A 15830-nucleotide genomic window follows, 5' to 3' on the forward strand; every position below is an offset into this window, starting at 1 on the left:
TACAATAGAGATAGAAATCGATTGAATGAACGGAGAGATTGATAACATAATGGCGAAACGAAAAACAAAATTTGCATGTCAGCATTGCGGATATGAATCAGCAAAATGGATGGGGAAATGTCCCGGATGCGGAAGCTGGAATTCTATGGTAGAAGAAATGGAAGAAACGAAATCATCACGCCGAGGAGCTTTTTCCGGAGCTACTGCTTCTAAAGTTCAAAAACCTCAGTCAATTACAGCGATTGAATCTACAACAGAACCACGAATTTTTACACCTTCTGCAGAGTTAAATCGTGTATTAGGAGGAGGCATTGTGAGAGGGTCACTCGTTTTAATAGGGGGAGATCCGGGTATCGGAAAGTCTACTTTACTTTTGCAAACCTCTGCGCAGTTAGCAATGAAACAAAATAAAGTACTATATATTTCGGGAGAGGAATCAACCAAACAAACGAAGTTAAGAGCGGACAGGCTAGGTGTAAAAGCTGAAGAGCTTTATGTTCACGCAGAAACAAACTTAGAATTAATACTAGAGGCCATCTCAAGCATGCAGCCTGATTTTGTGGTGATTGATTCAATTCAAACCATTTACCATGCTGATGTGACATCAGCGCCAGGAAGCGTCTCACAGGTGCGAGAGTGTACGGCTGAACTAATGCGTGTTGCTAAAACGAATGGAATTGCCATCTTTATTGTGGGTCATGTAACGAAAGAAGGGGCCATTGCAGGTCCAAGACTTCTTGAACATATGGTGGATACGGTTCTTTATTTTGAAGGAGAGCGCCATCATACGTATCGTATATTAAGAGCGGTTAAGAACCGGTTTGGATCTACAAATGAAATGGGCATTTTTGAAATGAAAGAAAGTGGGCTAGAAGAAGTATTGAATCCATCTGAAATCTTTCTAGAAGAACGATCTCAGGGAGCAGCAGGATCGGTTGTTGTCGCTTCAATGGAAGGGACAAGACCCGTATTAGTAGAGCTGCAGGCGCTAATCAGTCCAACGAGCTTTGGAAACCCTAGAAGAATGGCGACGGGAGTAGATCATAATCGCGTTTCGCTTATCATGGCTGTCTTAGAAAAGCGTGTAGGAATGCTGCTGCAGAATCAAGATGCTTATTTAAAAGTAGCAGGTGGAGTGAAATTAGATGAACCAGCAATCGATTTAGCTGTAGCCGTTAGCATTGCTTCAAGCTTCAGAGATGCTGCTTCTAGCGCTACAGATGTTATTGTAGGAGAGGTAGGATTAACAGGTGAAGTACGCCGAGTGTCTAGAATTGAACAGCGCGTTCAAGAAGCGGTAAAATTAGGGTTCCAACGAATTATTATCCCGGAGAAAAATTTAGGAGGATGGAAAGTCCCAGATGGTATTGATGTGATTGGGGTATCAACAGTAGCGGAGGCTCTGCAATATACATTAGGAGGATAAGCAGTGGAAGGAGAAAAAACAACAGTTAGTCAAAAACAAATATCAGAAATTCTGCAGTTTGTAGCACCAGGAACCCCTATTCGTGACGGTATCGATAACGTCTTGCGGGCAAAGACGGGCGGCTTAATTGTTATGGGCTACAATGAACAAGTCAAAAAGATGGTAGATGGAGGATTTTCGATTAATTGTGCATTTACACCTGCGCATTTATACGAGTTAGCCAAAATGGATGGAGCGCTTATTTTAAACGACAGCGGAAGCAAGATATTATTTGCTAATGCTCAGCTCATGCCAGATCCCTCTACTCCTTCTTCACAGACAGGAATGCGTCACCGTACAGCAGAGCGCGTAGCTAAGCAGTCAGGTGTATTGGTGATAGCCATTTCACAAAGACGAAATGTGATTACGCTTTACAAAGGGTCTCTGCAGTATGTATTGAAAGACATTAGTGTTATTTTAGCAAAAGCGAATCAAGCGCTTGGGACACTTGAAAAGTACAAGGCGGTATTAGACGAATCGATTACAAGTCTCAGTGCATTAGAGTTTGAAGAGCAAGTAACTCATACAGATGTGCTGCAGTCGCTTCATCGTACAGAAATGGTTCTGCGTATTAAAAATGAAATTTTGAGCTATATTAGCGAGTTAGGAACAGAAGGAAGACTAATCCGTCTCCAAATGAATGAACTACTTTCCCACTTAGAGGAAGAAGCAACTTTATTAATCAAAGATTATATGTATGATCTCAGCTTTGACCCTTACCGAGTAATTGAACGCATGCAGCAGCCGTCAAATAATGTTCTTCTCGATGACCAAACGCTCCTTCGCTTAATGGGATATCCTATGTATACAAGCTTTGAAGACAGCGTTATTCCTAGAGGGTATCGAATGCTTCATAAAATTCCAAGACTTCCATCGATTATTATTGAAAATCTCATTGATGAATTAGGGGATTTAAAAACGATAGCAGATGCGTCGGTAGAAGAATTGGATGAGGTAGAAGGCATCGGTGAAATTCGAGCAAGGAAAATCAGAGAAGGCCTAAAAAGACTAAAAGAGCAGCATCTTACAAACCGTCAGCTATAGGATATTAATTGACATTAAATGTTTGATTCATTAAGATATTGTGAAAATACAAAAAAAGTGACAGTTTGTTTACAAATTCTGTTTTTTGGTTAAATAACAGGTTTCAATCATTGTAAACTGTTTATAATGATAAAGGGAGGTGAAGGCGTGTTAAAACGTTTTGTACAGTTATTTTTTATTATTACAGGTGGTACATTGGGCGTCTTTTTTATACCTGAACTTATTCAATTATTAAATCTGCAAGATGTAGCATTTCTAGAAAAGCCTTACGTCGATGCAATACTGGGAGCCATTTTGTTTTTCCTTGTCACGTTTTGGATTGTTGATTATATAGTTGAATTAATTCGCCGAGTGGAAGAGGCGTTACTGAAGGCGCCTGTAACGGATGTGCTTTTCGGGAGCTTAGGATTGATTTTAGGGCTTATTGTGGCCTACTTGGTCGGAGCTTTTTTAGGTAGAATTCAACTTCAAGTAGTAAGTACCATTTTACCAATCTTTCTAAGTATTCTTTTAGGTTACTTAGGGTTTCAAGTCGGGTTTAAAAAACGTGATGAACTTGTAAGCGTGTTTTCGATGCCGGCTCGAATTGGGAAGAAAAAAGGACAAGAAGAAGAAACAGATAACGAAGAATCATTAAAGTCTCTTAAGATTTTAGATACAAGCGTTATTATTGACGGCCGTATCGCAGATATTTGTCAAACAGGATTTTTAGACGGAACGATTGTTATTCCGCGCTTTGTGCTTGAGGAACTTCAGCATATTGCTGATTCGTCGGATGTTCTAAAACGAAACAGAGGTAGACGAGGTCTAGATATTCTAAACCGTATTCAAAAAGAACTGGCAATGAAGGTAGAAATTTATGAAGGCGATTTCGAAGACATTCAAGAAGTAGACAGCAAGCTGGTTAAATTGGCAAAGCTGACTTCCGGTTTGGTCGTGACAAACGATTTTAATTTAAATAAAGTATGTGAACTTCAAAATGTTGGCGTTTTAAATATCAATGACTTAGCAAATGCCGTCAAGCCAATTGTACTTCCAGGAGAAGAAATGAACGTATTGGTTATAAAAGACGGTAAAGAGCACAATCAAGGTATTGCCTATCTTGATGACGGTACAATGATCGTGGTAGAAGAAGGAAGAAATTATATTGGAAAGCAAATTGATGTACTGGTGACGAGCGTACTCCAAACCTCAGCAGGCCGTATGATTTTTGCGAAACCCAAGTTATTAGAAAAAGCACTGTGACGTAACAGGTAAAGGGAGTATACCTATGAAGTATGAAATTATCGTGTTAGCTGCAGGTCAGGGGAAGCGAATGAAAGCGGGGCGGAACAAACAATTTTTAACTATTCAAAACGTTCCGCTTATCATTCATACGCTGCAAAAATTCGAACAAGATCCTTGGTGCAGTGGAATTGTACTAGTCGTAAACGAAAAAGAAGTGGAGATTTTTGAAGAGTTATTAATCGAATATCCAATTCAAAAGGTTCAATCATTGACAGTTGGGGGCGATGAACGTCAACATAGCGTTTATAACGGTCTTAAAAGTTTAAAGCAGGCTCAGATGGTATTAATTCATGATGGCGCTCGTCCATTTGTTCAACAAAACACAATCCATGAGTTAGTAGAAAAAGCTGCTAGTGATAAGGCTGCTGTGCTGGCTGTTCCAGTAAAAGACACAATTAAGCGTGTGGAACAGGGTACTGTCATTGAAACAGTTGAGCGCTCTAGCTTGTGGGCTATTCAAACGCCGCAGGCTTTTCTTTTTGATGTAGTAATGAATGCACACGAAAAAGCAAAAACAAATGAATACTTAGGCACCGATGATGCAAGCTTAGTAGAAAGAGCGGGGCAAAAAGTATCGATTGTAGAGGGAAATTACGATAATATAAAACTAACAACACCAGAAGATTTGTTATATGCAGAAGCTATATTAACAAAGCTAAACAGGACTGAAGGAGTGGAAAAATGAACATTCGAGTAGGACAAGGTTTCGACGTACATGAATTTGCAGAAGGAAGACCTTTAATCATCGGCGGTTTAGAAATTCCGTATGAAAAAGGACTATTAGGCCATTCAGATGCAGATGTGCTGTTGCATACAATCGCAGATGCCTTATTAGGAGCGGCGGCTAAAGGAGATATCGGAAAGCATTTTCCGGATACAGACCCTGAATTTAAAGATGCTGATTCAGCAAAGCTTCTTCAACACGTATGGAAACTACTAAAAGATGAAGGTTATGAATTAAGCAATGTAGATTGCACAATTATCGCGCAAAAACCTAAAATGGCTCCTTACATTGAACCAATGAGAGAGCGTATTGCGCAGCTGTTAGAAGCAAGCATTTCTCAAATTAACGTCAAGGCAACAACAACAGAAAAGTTAGGTTTTACGGGACGTGAAGAAGGAATTGCCGCCCAAGCAGCCGTTTTAGTTTATCAAAAATAAAAACAGTTGACTTTGACAGATACCTATTTGGTGATAAAATTAGAACATGTCTAAAATATCTAAATACATACTATAAGTAATATTAAATTGGAGGTCATCTTAGTTATGTCAAGCGAAGTAAGAGTTCGTTATGCCCCGAGTCCAACTGGACATCTTCATATAGGGAATGCAAGAACAGCACTATTTAATTATTTATTTGCACGAAATCAAAACGGTAAATTTATTATCCGTATTGAAGATACAGATCAAAAGCGTAATATCGAAGGCGGAGAAGAAAGTCAGCTGCGCTATTTAAAATGGTTAGGTATTGAATGGGATGAGAGTATCGACGTAGGCGGCGAGTACGGTCCTTACCGCCAGTCTGAACGTACGGAAATCTATCAAAAATATACGGAAGAACTTCTTGAAAAAGGATTAGCTTATCACTGTTACTGTACGTCAGAAGAGCTTGAAAAAGAGCGTGAAGAACAGCAGGCAAACAGTCAAATGCCGCGCTATTCAGGGAAGTGCCGTAACTTAACAGCTGAACAGCGTGCTGAACTAGAAGCAGAAGGCCGTGAGCCAAGCATTCGCTTCCGTGTTCCTAGTAACAAAGAAATTAAATGGAATGATATTGTCAAAGATGAAGTGTCATTTGAGTCTGAAGGCATTGGTGACTTCGTTATTGTGAAAAAAGACGGTACACCAACATATAATTACGCTGTAGCCATTGATGATTATCTAATGAAGATGACACATGTTCTACGCGGAGATGACCATATTTCTAATACACCGAAGCAAATTCTTGTGTATGAAGCTTTAGGCTGGACGCCTCCTGTATTTGGTCATATGACATTGATCGTAAATGAAAATCGCCGTAAGCTAAGTAAACGTGATGAGTCAATCATTCAGTTTATTGAGCAATATAAAGAATTAGGCTACTTGCCGGAAGCACTGTTTAATTTTATTACAATGCTTGGCTGGTCACCTGTGGGAGAAGAAGAAATCTTCTCTAAAGAACAGTTCATTGAAATTTTTGACCCAGCTCGTTTATCAAAATCTCCAGCACTATTTGATACAAGCAAATTACGTTGGATGAACAACCAATACATGAAACAATTGGATTTAGACGAGGTAGTAGCTTTATCAGTTCCTCACTTAGTGAAAGCTGGAAAAGTTGAAGAAACGCGTGATGCAGAAACAGAACAATGGGTACGTGACCTAGTCGCTCTATACCAAGAACAAATGAGCTTTGGCGCCGAGATTGTTGAACTTACTGAAATGTTCTTTAAGAAAGAAATTGATTACAGTGAAGAAGCAAAAGCAGTGCTTGCTGAAGAGCAAGTACCGGAAGTGTTAAAAGCATTTGCTGAAGAGATTTCTTCCTTAGAAGAATTCAGCGCTGATGAAATTAAGGCAGCAACAAAGGCTGTACAAAAAGCAACAGGTCAAAAAGGTAAAAAACTATTTATGCCAATTCGTGTAGCAACAACAGGCGAAACACACGGTCCTGAGCTTCCAAAAGCTATTTCTCTTTTAGGGAAAGAAACAGTTTTAGCTCGTTTAGAAAGCATTTATAGTTAACAAATTTCTATTTTGCCCATATGATAAAATAATCAAATATGGATATCGTTGAGAAGGAAGAGTAGGCAAGTTCATTGCATATCAGAGAGGGTTATCACCGGCTGAAAGTAACCTATGACAAAACTTGTTGAAGTGCGCCTTTGAGTCTTTTGTTGAATGCTACTAAGTAAGTAGGCAAAAGCGGGTACTTTCACGTTATGAGAGAAGAGTTGGGATCGTTTGTTGATCCAAACAGAGTGGAACCGCGTATATACGTCTCTGTGTCATTTGACATAGGGGCGTTTTTTTATACAATCAATGAGTAGAGTAGATAGAGGAATAGCGGAATTGGGGTGAGATGATGCTAAAGTTGTTAAAGGAAGACATTGAGGCCATATTTGAACAAGATCCTGCAGCAAGAAGTTATATTGAAGTGATATTAACCTATTCGGGGTTGCATGCTATTTGGGCACATAGATTAGCTCACGGGCTTTTTAAAAGAAAGTGGTTTTTTCTGGCACGTGTAATCTCACAAATTAGCCGATTCTTCACAGGGATTGAAATTCATCCGGGTGCGAAAATTGGCCGCCGATTTTTTATTGACCACGGAATGGGAATTGTTATTGGGGAAACGTGCGAAATTGGAGATAATGTAACAGTATATCAAGGAGTAACACTCGGAGGAACAGGGAAAGAAAAAGGAAAGCGTCACCCGACGATCGAAGACAATGTCTTAATTGCAACAGGTGCTAAAGTACTAGGGTCGATTACGATTCATGCGCACTCCAAAATTGGAGCGGGCTCAGTTGTGTTAAATGACGTCCCAGAAAACTCAACGGTTGTTGGCATCCCTGGCCGAGTCGTCATTCAAAATGGCGTCCGGATTCCAAAAGATTTGAATCATCAAGATTTACCAGATCCAGATGCAGAGCGTTTCAAACAGCTAGAGAAAGAAATTTTACACCTGCAAAATCAATTAAAGGAATTAAAAGAAGGGAAGATTCACCATGGCAATTAAGCTATATAACACGTTAACACGTCAAAAAGAGACGTTTGTACCGCTAGAAGAAAACAAAGTCAAAATGTACGTGTGCGGACCGACCGTGTATAACTATATTCATATTGGAAATGCGCGTCCTGCGATCGTATTTGATACGGTGCGCCGCTATTTAGAATTTAGAGGCTACGATGTGGAGTATGTCTCAAACTTCACAGATGTGGATGATAAATTAATTAAGGCAGCAAAAGAGTTAGGAGAAGATGTTCCAACGATCGCAAACCGCTTTATCGATGCCTACTTTGAAGATACGTCAGCTCTTGGATGCAAGCATGCCGATGTGCATCCACGCGTAACTGAAAATATGGATATCATTATTGAGTTCATCGATGAACTGGTGAAAAAAGGATATGCATATGAGTCAGAGGGTGATGTATACTATCGTACACGTAAGTTTGAAGGATACGGAAAATTATCACATCAGTCTATTGATGAATTGCAATCCGGTGCTCGTATCGAAGTTGGAGAAAAGAAAGAAGATCCATTAGACTTTACTCTTTGGAAAGCAACCAAAGATGGAGAGATCGCATGGGATAGCCCTTGGGGTCAAGGAAGACCAGGCTGGCATATCGAGTGCTCTGCGATGGCACGCAAGTATTTAGGTGATACAATTGATATCCACGCAGGCGGCCAGGATTTAGCTTTCCCTCATCACGAAAATGAAATTGCCCAATCAGAAGCGCTCACTGGGAAATCGTTTGCGAAATACTGGCTTCATAACGGATATATCAATATTGATAATGAAAAGATGTCTAAATCACTAGGGAACTTCGTGTTAGTTCATGACATTATTAAAAAGCATGATCCTTCCCTACTTCGATTCTTTATTTTATCTGTTCACTATCGTCACCCAATTAACTATAACGAAGAAATTTTAGAGAATACGCGCAAAGGGTTTGATCGTCTGCAAACAGCTTACGGCAACTTAACTCACCGTCTAGAGGCAGCAACAAATCTTCAAGAAGATGCTTCAGAATGGTTCGAAAAGCTAAAAGAGCTTCGCGAAACGTTTGTTGAAGAGATGGATGATGATTTTAATACGGCAAATGCCATTTCTGTTCTGTTCGAGCTAGCAAAGCAAGCTAACTTGTATTTGTTAGAACAAACAACGTCTACAGATGTAATTGAAGCCTTTATTAAAGAGTTTAAAGAATTAGGTGCTGCAATAGGCATTACGTTTGGAGAAGCTGAACTTCTAGACGAAGAAATTGATCAATTGATCCAAGGTCGTATTCAGGCTCGTAAAGATCGTAATTTCCAATTAGCAGATCAAATTCGAGATGAATTAAAGGCTAAAAATATTATTTTAGAAGATACGGCGCAAGGAACAAGATGGAAAAGAGGATAATAGTGTTATGAGCAGCAGTAAATTAGATGTAAAACAGCTAAATAGCTTAGCTCTTGCTTATATGGGTGATGCGGTGTTTGATTTACATGTTCGCCGCCACCTGCTGGTGTTAGGGACAGTGCGCCCTAACCAGCTTCATAATAAAGCTAAAAAATATGTATCAGCAAAAGCACAAGCGCAAATCGTATATTATTTTAAAAATGAAAACTTTTTTACTGAAGAAGAAGAAGGTGTACTGCGCCGAGGACGCAATGCAAAGTCCGGTACAGTCCCTAAAAACACAGATGTGCAAACGTATCGCTACAGTACGGCATTTGAAGCGGTCGTAGGCTATTTGTATCTTTTAGGTGAAGAAGAAAGAATGATGGAACTTATTACTAAAGCTATCTCTTTCGTCGATGAAGGAGAGGGAGGAATGAATCATGGAACATGAATTTATCATTGGACGTAATCCGGTCCTAGAAGCCCTAAAGTCTGGGCGCGACATTAACAAACTATGGATTGCCGAAGGATCGCAAGGCGGTTCTATGGGGCAAATCACGCAGTTAGCAAAACGTAATGGTGTATTGGTGCAGTTTGTACCGAAAAAGAAAATTGAGCAAATGGTAGACGGTATTCATCAAGGAGTAGCTGCACAAGTTGCTGCTTATCAGTATGCAGAGTTAGATGATTTATTTAACTTAGCGGAAAAACGTAATGAAAGTCCGTTTTTTCTTCTGTTAGATGAGCTTGAAGATCCCCATAATTTAGGTTCTATTATGCGAACAGCTGATGCCGTTGGCGCACACGGTATTATTATTCCAAAGCGCCGTTCAGTTGGATTAACCGCCACTGTAGCTAAGGCCTCTACAGGAGCAATTGAACATGTTCCCGTAGCAAGGGTAACAAACCTATCAAGGACGATTGATGAATTAAAAGATCGAGGCGTATGGATTGTTGGAACAGATGCGAAAGAAAGCGATGATTACCGCAACTTAGATGGAGGTATGCCGCTTACGTTAGTGATTGGAAGCGAAGGAAAAGGCATGAGTCGTTTGATTCGTGAAAAATGCGACTTCCTTGTACAGCTTCCAATGGTTGGGCATGTTACATCGTTAAATGCATCTGTAGCAGCTAGTCTTCTCATGTATGAGGTTTACCGAAAACGCCATCCTCTAGGTGAATAAGAATGGATATTCTACTGGTGGATGGTTATAACATGATAGGTGCGTGGCCCGACCTAAGAAAGCTTAGAGATAATGATTTAGCCGGTGCTCGAGACCTGTTAATCGAAAAGATGGCAGAGTATCAAGCATATATGGGTTATCGTGTCATTATTGTCTTCGATGCTCATATGGTCGAAGGAATTGAAAAGAAGGCAAAAAATCATAAGGTTGACGTTGTATTTACAAGAGAAAATGAAACAGCGGATGAGTACATTGAAAAGCTGGCTCAAGAGCTAAACAATGTAAAGACACAGATTCATGTTGCTACATCTGATTTTACGGAGCAGTGGGCAATCTTTGGACAAGGTGCGCTTAGAATTTCTGCTCGAGAATTGTACAACGAAATTGAGCAAATTGAGAAACATATTAATCTTGATGTGAAGTCTATTCAAAATCAAAAGCCAGCGGCACGCATTCAACTTTCCAATCAAGTAGCCGAAATTTTCGAAAAATGGCGCCGGGGACAGCGGTGAGGTTATTGACGGTACGGAATTAGCTACTGTATAATATTTCTATCTACTGTGCGGTCGGGGGGATCGATATGGGCGATAATTATGGGAGAAAACTGCATGCTCATTTCGAACAACAAGAGGATGAAACAGTTGTCGATCTTGTGCATAAAGGCGATATTGACGCATTAGAGTATTTGATTCATAAATACAAAAACTTTGTGCGAGCAAAGGCGCGGTCATATTTTTTAATTGGGGCAGACCGTGAAGATATTGTACAAGAAGGTATGATAGGGTTATATAAGGCAATTAGAGATTTTAGAGAAGATAAGCTAACTTCGTTTAAAGCTTTTGCTGAACTTTGCATTACGAGGCAAATTATTACCGCTATTAAAACCGCAACAAGGCAAAAACATATTCCATTAAACTCTTATGTATCATTGGACAAGCCAATATATGATGAAGAGTCCGACCGAACCTTAATGGATGTTATTTCGGGGACAAAAGTAGCAAATCCAGAAGAGTTGCTCATTAATCGAGAGAAGTTTGATGATATTGAATTAAAGATGGCTGAACTGTTAAGTGATCTTGAGCGAAAAGTTCTCGTTCTTTATTTAGATGGTCAATCTTATCAAGAGATTTCAGAAGAGTTAAACCGCCACGTCAAATCCATCGATAATGCACTTCAGCGTGTGAAGAGGAAATTAGAGCGCTACCTCGAGATTCGTGAAATCACAATGTAGCCTTCTATCCTCATATTGACATGCTAAGAAAGTCTGTGATACTTTTTTATAGACATTATCACTCTATAGGTGGTTGACATTATGCGTAAAAAAGTTGTACTTGCGTGTGTGCAATGCGCTAGTCGTAACTATACGACTATGAAAAACACACAGCAAAACGAAGATCGTTTAGAAATGAAGAAGTTTTGCAAAACGTGTAACGCACATACGATTCATCGTGAAACAAAGTAGATCAATAATCTGCACAGACTAATACCCCTTTTAATTTATTGGAGGTTACAAACATGAACCGTGTAGGAAATTTCTTGCGTGATGTTGGGCGTGAGATGAAGAAGGTAAGTTGGCCTAAAAAAAATGAGCTAACTCGTTATACAATTACTGTTATTTCTACAGTTGTATTTATGACACTCTTTTTTGTAGTAGTTGATTACGGAATTTCGTCACTTATTCGTTTAATCCCTTGAATAAATTGACTTAAATCATGGTATAATAAAGCTAAATTATGTTTTTTTCAGAAAAGCCCGGAGACGGGTTTTTTAATTTGCTTTAAGAATGATTGTGCTAGGAGTCAACTATTTTCCTAGTGCGTTGTCTGTGCAATAGATTAGGACATCTTATTTTATAGTGAGCTGGGAGGGAAGGACGTATAGTCCTCAGAAATGGAGAAAAATTGGTATGTAGTCCATACTTATTCTGGATATGAAAATAAAGTAAAAACAAATTTAGAAAAGCGCGTAGAAACAATGGGTATGCAAGATAAAATTTTCCGCGTTGTTGTTCCTGAAGAAGAAGAAAGAGAAATTAAGAACAACAAAGAAAAGATTACAAAGAAAAAAGTATTTCCAGGGTACGTGTTAGTTGAAATCATCATGACGGATGATTCATGGTATGTAGTTCGTAATACACCTGGCGTTACGGGCTTTGTAGGTTCAGCAGGTTCTGGATCAAAGCCAACTGCTCTTCTACCAGAAGAAGTAGAAATGATCTTAAAACAAATGGGCATGGACGAGAAGCATGCTGACTTTGACTTTGAACTAAAAGAAACAGTATTAGTTCAAGAAGGTCCGTTTGCAAACTTCGAAGGTACCATTGAAGAAATCGATACAGATAAACGTAAAGTTAAGGTTCATGTGGATATGTTCGGAAGACAAACGCCAGTAGAGCTAGACTTTACACAAATTGAAAAAATATAATCTGTAAGACCTTGCAATTCATGAAGTTTAATGTTAATATTTCATAAGTCAGTATGTCTCAAAACTAGAGACTAAAACAACTATTTCTTTATTTTATATATAAAGAACATTGAGTGGGAGGGCATCGCCCTATTACCACATCACGGACTTAAGGAGGTGTGTCTCGTGGCTAAAAAAGTAATTAAACTTGTTAAGTTACAAATTCCTGCAGGTAAAGCAAATCCAGCGCCACCAGTTGGTCCTGCATTAGGTCAAGCCGGTGTTAATATCATGGGTTTCTGTAAGGAGTTTAACGCTCGCACAGCTGATCAAGCTGGTCTTATCATTCCTGTTGAAATCACGGTATTTGAAGACCGTTCATTTACATTTATTACGAAAACTCCACCTGCTGCTGTACTACTTAAGAAAGCGGCTGGTATTGAGTCTGGTTCTGGTGAACCAAACCGTAATAAAGTTGCAACAGTCAAGCGTGACAAAGTGCGTGAGATTGCTGAAACTAAAATGCCTGACTTAAACGCTGCTAGCGTTGAATCTGCAATGCGCATGGTAGAAGGTACAGCGCGCAGTATGGGAATCGTAGTTGAAGACTAATTCCATTTGATTGGGTGTTAGAAGGTTGCGAGAAATGGAAGTTTTCCTATGCTCGCAACCTTTATTAGTGGGAGGTTATTCCGTTAAAACCACATAAGGAGGAAACAAAAATGGCTAAAAAAGGTAAAAAGTACGTTGAAGCTGCTAAGCTTGTAGATCGTACACAAACTTATTCAGTACAAGAAGCGATTGAATTAGTAAAGAAAACAAACACAACTAAATTTGATGCAACTGTAGAAGTAGCATTCCGTTTAGGAGTTGACCCTAAGAAAGCTGACCAACAAATTCGTGGTGCAGTAGTACTACCAAACGGTACAGGTAAAACTCAACGTGTATTAGTATTCGCTAAAGGCGAAAAAGCTAAAGAAGCTGAAGCTGCAGGCGCTGACTACGTTGGCGATGCTGACTACATCAACAAAATCCAACAAGGTTGGTTCGAGTTCGATGTAATCGTAGCTACTCCAGACATGATGGGTGAAGTTGGTAAACTTGGTCGTGTATTAGGACCTAAAGGTTTAATGCCAAACCCTAAAACTGGTACAGTAACATTTGATGTTCAAAAAGCAGTTAACGAAATCAAAGCTGGTAAAGTAGAATACCGCGTTGATAAAGCTGGTAACATCCACGTACCAATTGGTAAAGTATCTTTCGAAGAGAGCAAGTTAGTTGAAAACTTCACTACAATCTTCGAAACTATGGTAAAAGCTAAGCCGGCAGCAGCAAAAGGCACATACATGAAGAACGTAGCTGTTACTTCAACAATGGGCCCTGGTATCAAAGTTGATACTGCTTCATTCTCTGCTTAATAAATTTGGAAATAAATCGGTGTTGACTTTTTGAAAGTCCCTGATTATAATAGATAATGTTGTTAAAAAGAATAACATTTGTACCGTAGACAGTAGGTGCTGCAAAGCTTAATTTCCTACCGAGGTGTGTGAGATAAATTAGTGAAACGTTATGGTTCGCTTACTACACCTCCATGTCTTTATTGTCATGGAGGTTTTTTATTGCACCTTGTCTGAGTGTACGGAAGGAAATCTACAGGAGGTGTAAAGATGAGCAACGTAATTGAACAAAAGAAACAAGTCGTAGACGAAATTGCTGAAAAACTTCAAGCGAGTAACTCAATAGTTGTCGTTGACTACCGTGGTTTGAATGTTGCTGAAGTTACTGAACTTCGTAAGCAATTACGTGAAGCAGGCATTGAGTTCAAAGTTTACAAAAACACTTTAACTCGCCGTGCTGTAGAAAAACTTGAACTAACAGATCTTAATGATGCGTTAGTAGGTCCAAATGCAATCGCATTTGGTGGAGAAGATGTTGTTGCTCCAGCTAAAATTCTAAACAACTTCGCGAAAGAACACGAAGCGTTAGAAATCAAAGCTGGTGTAATTGAAGGTAATGTTGCATCTGTTGAAGAAATTAAAGCACTTGCAGAACTACCATCTCGCGAAGGCTTACTTTCTATGTTGCTTAGCGTGCTTCAAGCTCCAATTCGCAACCTTGCTCTTGCTACAAAAGCTGTGGCAGATCAAAAAGAAGAACAAGGTGCATAATCTAGTCTGTTATATATAACACAATCACAAGGAGGAAATTAACAATGACTCAAGAACAAATCATTGAAGCAGTTAAAAATATGACTGTTTTAGAACTTAACGATTTAGTAAAAGCAATCGAAGAAGAATTTGGCGTAACTGCTGCTGCTCCTGTAGCTGTAGCTGGCGGTGCTGCTGGTGAAGCTGCTGCTGAGAAAACTGAATTTGACCTAGTACTTGAAAGTGCTGGCGGACAAAAAATCAAAGTTATCAAAGTAGTACGTGAAATCACTGGTCTTGGCTTAAAAGAAGCTAAAGAAATCGTTGATAACGCTCCAAAAGCTCTTAAAGAAGGTATTTCTAAAGAAGAAGCTGAAGAAGCAAAAGCTAAACTTGAAGAAGTTGGCGCTTCTGTAGAAGTTAAGTAATTATTGCTTAACAACTGATATAAAAAAGCTCGCTTGTACAAGCGAGCTTTTTTGCTTCTGTCATCCTTTTCATTTATAGTAAAGAAGAACATATTGATTAGGAGGTTCTATTTTGACAGAACATTATTTTTCTAATACACCATCGTCTGCAAGTAATGAAGAGCGCTTTTCATTTGAATTGAGAGGAACCTCTTTTTCATTTACGAGTGACCGCGGTGTTTTTTCAAAAAAAGAGGTCGATTTTGGATCGCGCCTGTTAATTGAAACGTTTCAAATGCCCGAGAGTCCCGGCCCGCTTCTGGATGTTGGATGCGGATATGGTCCAATTGGGTTGGCACTTGCAAAAGAGGACAGCCAAAGAAACGTTCATATGGTTGATGTTAATGAACGTGCATTAGCACTAGCTCAAAAAAATGCTGAAGTTAATTCAGTATCAAATGTTTCAATCTATCAAAGCTCTTGCTATGAAAATGTGAAGGAAACGAATTTTGCAGCTATTCTTAGTAATCCGCCGATCCGTGCGGGTAAAAAAGTTGTTCATGAAATTCTAGAAAAATCATTAGATCACCTTGCTGACCAAGGCGAGCTTTGGATTGTGATTCAGAAAAAGCAAGGAGCGCCATCTGCTCTTGCGAAATTAGAATCTCTATTTAATGAAGTAGAAGTAGTAGAAAAGAAAAAAGGGTATTATATCATATGTGCTAAAAAATGTTGACTAATATTTTTTAGTATGTTAGCATTATAAAATGCCAATATATAAATATTCCATATAAGCTCGGGTT

20 protein-coding genes and 2 other annotated features are annotated in these 15830 nt (G+C 39.2%); all 20 genes read left to right on the plus strand.

What is annotated here, in order from left to right; genetic code table 11:
- The first annotated feature begins 49 nt into the window (after nucleotides 1-49).
- Nucleotides 50-1426 (plus strand): DNA repair protein RadA, encoded by a 1377-nt coding sequence (gene radA / locus JNUCC25_RS00545; RefSeq protein WP_013054899.1) that lies wholly within the window; start codon nucleotides 50-52, stop codon nucleotides 1424-1426.
- A 3-nt stretch (nucleotides 1427-1429) separates the two neighbouring features.
- The gene (disA, locus tag JNUCC25_RS00550; protein WP_013054900.1) at nucleotides 1430-2509 is read left to right on the plus strand and encodes a DNA integrity scanning diadenylate cyclase DisA; all 1080 of its coding nucleotides are present in this window, start codon (nucleotides 1430-1432) and stop codon (nucleotides 2507-2509) included.
- Between the two features lie 147 nt (nucleotides 2510-2656).
- Complete coding sequence (locus JNUCC25_RS00555; RefSeq protein WP_013054901.1) at nucleotides 2657-3754, plus strand: PIN/TRAM domain-containing protein; 1098 nt, start codon at nucleotides 2657-2659, stop codon at nucleotides 3752-3754.
- Nucleotides 3755-3779: 25 nt separating this feature from the next.
- Nucleotides 3780-4481 carry a 2-C-methyl-D-erythritol 4-phosphate cytidylyltransferase gene (gene ispD, locus JNUCC25_RS00560; RefSeq protein ID WP_029325232.1) on the plus strand — a complete coding sequence of 234 codons (702 nt, stop codon included), beginning with the start codon at nucleotides 3780-3782 and terminating at the stop codon, nucleotides 4479-4481.
- Nucleotides 4478-4957 carry a 2-C-methyl-D-erythritol 2,4-cyclodiphosphate synthase gene (ispF, locus tag JNUCC25_RS00565; protein ID WP_013054903.1) on the plus strand — a complete coding sequence of 160 codons (480 nt, stop codon included), beginning with the start codon at nucleotides 4478-4480 and terminating at the stop codon, nucleotides 4955-4957. Before ispD ends, ispF begins: the two co-directional genes overlap by 4 nt.
- 105 nt (nucleotides 4958-5062) lie before the next feature.
- Entirely contained in the window at nucleotides 5063-6520 is a 1458-nt protein-coding gene (gene gltX / locus JNUCC25_RS00570; protein WP_013054904.1) for a glutamate--tRNA ligase, read from the plus strand.
- 39 nt (nucleotides 6521-6559) lie between these two features.
- Nucleotides 6560-6783, plus strand: a binding site (T-box leader).
- A 77-nt stretch (nucleotides 6784-6860) separates the two neighbouring features.
- The gene (cysE, locus tag JNUCC25_RS00575; protein ID WP_013054905.1) at nucleotides 6861-7517 is read left to right on the plus strand and encodes a serine O-acetyltransferase; all 657 of its coding nucleotides are present in this window, start codon (nucleotides 6861-6863) and stop codon (nucleotides 7515-7517) included.
- Nucleotides 7507-8904 carry a cysteine--tRNA ligase gene (cysS, locus tag JNUCC25_RS00580; RefSeq protein WP_029325231.1) on the plus strand — a complete coding sequence of 466 codons (1398 nt, stop codon included), beginning with the start codon at nucleotides 7507-7509 and terminating at the stop codon, nucleotides 8902-8904. The genes cysE and cysS overlap by 11 nt, the downstream gene beginning before the upstream one ends.
- 7 nt (nucleotides 8905-8911) lie before the next feature.
- Nucleotides 8912-9337, plus strand: a complete 426-nt coding sequence (locus JNUCC25_RS00585) for a Mini-ribonuclease 3 (RefSeq protein WP_013054907.1) — start codon at nucleotides 8912-8914, stop codon at nucleotides 9335-9337.
- Nucleotides 9327-10070 carry a 23S rRNA (guanosine(2251)-2'-O)-methyltransferase RlmB gene (gene rlmB / locus JNUCC25_RS00590; RefSeq protein ID WP_013054908.1) on the plus strand — a complete coding sequence of 248 codons (744 nt, stop codon included), beginning with the start codon at nucleotides 9327-9329 and terminating at the stop codon, nucleotides 10068-10070. The genes JNUCC25_RS00585 and rlmB overlap by 11 nt, the downstream gene beginning before the upstream one ends.
- A gap of 2 nt (nucleotides 10071-10072) precedes the next feature.
- Nucleotides 10073-10582 carry an NYN domain-containing protein gene (locus tag JNUCC25_RS00595; RefSeq protein ID WP_013081364.1) on the plus strand — a complete coding sequence of 170 codons (510 nt, stop codon included), beginning with the start codon at nucleotides 10073-10075 and terminating at the stop codon, nucleotides 10580-10582.
- Nucleotides 10583-10650: 68 nt separating this feature from the next.
- Complete coding sequence (gene sigH / locus JNUCC25_RS00600) at nucleotides 10651-11301, plus strand: RNA polymerase sporulation sigma factor SigH (RefSeq protein ID WP_013054910.1); 651 nt, start codon at nucleotides 10651-10653, stop codon at nucleotides 11299-11301.
- Nucleotides 11302-11382: 81 nt separating this feature from the next.
- A complete protein-coding gene (gene rpmG, locus JNUCC25_RS00605) occupies nucleotides 11383-11532 on the plus strand; it encodes a 50S ribosomal protein L33 (protein WP_013054911.1) in 150 nt (49 codons plus the stop codon).
- Between the two features lie 53 nt (nucleotides 11533-11585).
- A complete protein-coding gene (gene secE, locus JNUCC25_RS00610) occupies nucleotides 11586-11765 on the plus strand; it encodes a preprotein translocase subunit SecE (RefSeq protein WP_013054912.1) in 180 nt (59 codons plus the stop codon).
- 195 nt (nucleotides 11766-11960) lie between these two features.
- Nucleotides 11961-12494, plus strand: a complete 534-nt coding sequence (gene nusG, locus JNUCC25_RS00615) for a transcription termination/antitermination protein NusG (protein WP_013054913.1) — start codon at nucleotides 11961-11963, stop codon at nucleotides 12492-12494.
- Nucleotides 12495-12659: 165 nt separating this feature from the next.
- Nucleotides 12660-13085: a 50S ribosomal protein L11 gene (gene rplK, locus JNUCC25_RS00620; protein ID WP_013054914.1), complete on the plus strand. Its 426-nt coding sequence runs from the start codon at nucleotides 12660-12662 to the stop codon at nucleotides 13083-13085.
- Nucleotides 13086-13195: 110 nt separating this feature from the next.
- The gene (gene rplA, locus JNUCC25_RS00625; protein WP_013054915.1) at nucleotides 13196-13891 is read left to right on the plus strand and encodes a 50S ribosomal protein L1; all 696 of its coding nucleotides are present in this window, start codon (nucleotides 13196-13198) and stop codon (nucleotides 13889-13891) included.
- 65 nt (nucleotides 13892-13956) lie between these two features.
- Nucleotides 13957-14100 (plus strand) — a sequence feature (ribosomal protein L10 leader region).
- 40 nt (nucleotides 14101-14140) lie between these two features.
- Nucleotides 14141-14641, plus strand: coding sequence for a 50S ribosomal protein L10 (gene rplJ / locus JNUCC25_RS00630; protein WP_013054916.1), 501 nt, complete (start codon nucleotides 14141-14143; stop codon nucleotides 14639-14641).
- A 44-nt stretch (nucleotides 14642-14685) separates the two neighbouring features.
- Nucleotides 14686-15048 carry a 50S ribosomal protein L7/L12 gene (gene rplL / locus JNUCC25_RS00635; protein ID WP_013054917.1) on the plus strand — a complete coding sequence of 121 codons (363 nt, stop codon included), beginning with the start codon at nucleotides 14686-14688 and terminating at the stop codon, nucleotides 15046-15048.
- A 112-nt stretch (nucleotides 15049-15160) separates the two neighbouring features.
- Nucleotides 15161-15763, plus strand: coding sequence for a class I SAM-dependent methyltransferase (locus JNUCC25_RS00640; protein WP_013054918.1), 603 nt, complete (start codon nucleotides 15161-15163; stop codon nucleotides 15761-15763).
- Nucleotides 15764-15830: the final 67 nt, after the last annotated feature.

It is taken from the genome of Priestia sp. JNUCC 25 (assembly GCF_053667915.1).